Annotated in this window: 1 protein-coding gene; it reads right to left on the bottom strand. The window is 34.7% G+C overall.

The window, feature by feature from the left end; all coding sequences use genetic code 11:
* Positions 1-120: 120 nt before the first annotated feature.
* A complete protein-coding gene (locus tag FGK85_RS15055; protein WP_138207966.1) occupies positions 121-1,395 on the bottom strand; it encodes an IS110 family RNA-guided transposase in 1,275 nt (424 codons plus the stop codon).
* Positions 1,396-1,837 lie beyond the last annotated feature (442 nt).

The following is a 1,837-nucleotide window of genomic DNA, read 5'->3' as shown; positions in this document are numbered from 1 at the left end:
AAGCAATTTGGTAATATGTCAAGAACAAAATAAAAGAAAAATGAAATGATTTCTTTAAAAAAGGGTAACCTTAACAAGCATACAGTCCAATAAGAATGTATGTTTGTATAATTATGAAATTTAATCTACTCTATTTGAAGAGTAGAGCTGATTTTTAGCCAGCAATCCAAAAATCATACGAATTAATTTACGAGATGTTAGTGCGAGTGCTCGTTTGTGCTGATGTGTAGTTACTTCAGCAAATTTTTTCTGATAGAACTTTTGATATTCAGGAATATGGCAAACGACACTTCCTGCTGCTTCTATCAGATAATAGCGTAAATAACGGTTACCAGCTTTGTTCATAGGTGTATTTTCAGCTTTAAAGCCTCCAGATTGATTTTCTTTCCACACGATGCCAGCATATTTAGCAATGGCATCATTATTAGGAAAGGCATGCACACTTCCTAATTCAGCAAGAATGCCACTGGAGTAAACAGGACCAAAACCTGGGATAGACATTAATATTTGATATTCCACAGGGTTCATTCCCATAACAGCTTTTTCAATAGCTTTGTTAATTGCTTTAAGTTCTTTATCAAAAGCTTGAATACAGTTGAAAGAACAAGCAATAGAGGTTGTTAATGGCTCATACAAACATTTATCAAGACGGTATGAATTACGTGCCGCCTGCTGTAGAATTTCAGCAGTTATCTGAGGATTAGAAATCCTTTTACGACTTTTTCTACTGACGAAGTCAACAAGTTCTTCAATTGAAGTATTTGCAATATCTTCAGAAGATAGAAATTCAGTAAGTATTGAAGATGCGGTAGCACCATATTTATTAGAAAAAGGATGATCTTCTCCTTGTAACAAAGCGAATTCGCTGAACTTAAGAAATACATTGGATAACATGTAAGTCTTTTCTCTGGTTAAGCATTCAACTATATGAAGCCTATGTCTTGTAAGCCTTTGAAGAGCAAGATATTGAGAACCTCGCCAAGGCTCAGTATGAATTCTGCCAACTCTTGCAAAGTCAGCAATGACAAAAGAATCAACGCCATCATTTTTATCAAGAGAGTTGAAGGAGTCTTTGTAGTTAGCGACTTCCTTAGGGTTCAAACAGTAGACATATGGTTTGTAAGGTATAAGTTTTTCACTTGCAGATAAAAAATTTGCAATATGTACACCATAAAACGAAGTAGATTCTAAGCCAATTATGACAGTTTTAAAGGTACTATTGCTAAGTATATCAACAAGAATAGCTTCCAATTGATCTGCACCAGATTGCGTGTTAGGAACAGGCTTCATTTTAATTAAAAATTCCTGTTCAAAATTAATTGCAGAGACAACGTTTTGTCTCGCACCAATATCAATACCAACAAATAGAGTTGATAAGTAATCTACTTTCTTCATGAAATCACCACCTTTCGAGAGTAATGAGGAAACTTACAAAGGAATTATCCTAATCCAGAGCACTGACTGCACCCTCGCGTAATCAGCATTCATCCATGCGAAATACCTTGCTGGTGGCTACGAATGGAGATGCAACATTTGTGTAAGCAGAATGTGATACTCTGGTCAGGCTGCAAGCTTAATAGGCAATAACAATAAGTTTTGCAGGAGGAAAAAAGCAGTAACCTTTGCTAAAGTTCCGTTAGGACTATTTTAACATTAGGAAATTCCTTTATAAACAGTTAAATGAAATCTGTACAGATTGGAAAGTAGAATAGACAGCAACTATGGAATTGGGAGAATCCCCACAGAAAAACATAGATACTTTCTTATCTATACTAAAATATAAAAATAAATAAGTTTATAGTCAGTTAAATGACTGCTATAAACTTATTATACGAGG

This window comes from Haloimpatiens lingqiaonensis, assembly GCF_901447495.1.
GTDB lineage: Bacteria > Bacillota > Clostridia > Clostridiales > Clostridiaceae > Haloimpatiens > Haloimpatiens lingqiaonensis.
Note: the sequence above shows the minus strand (reverse complement) of the source record. Positions and strands in the feature narration are given on the sequence as shown.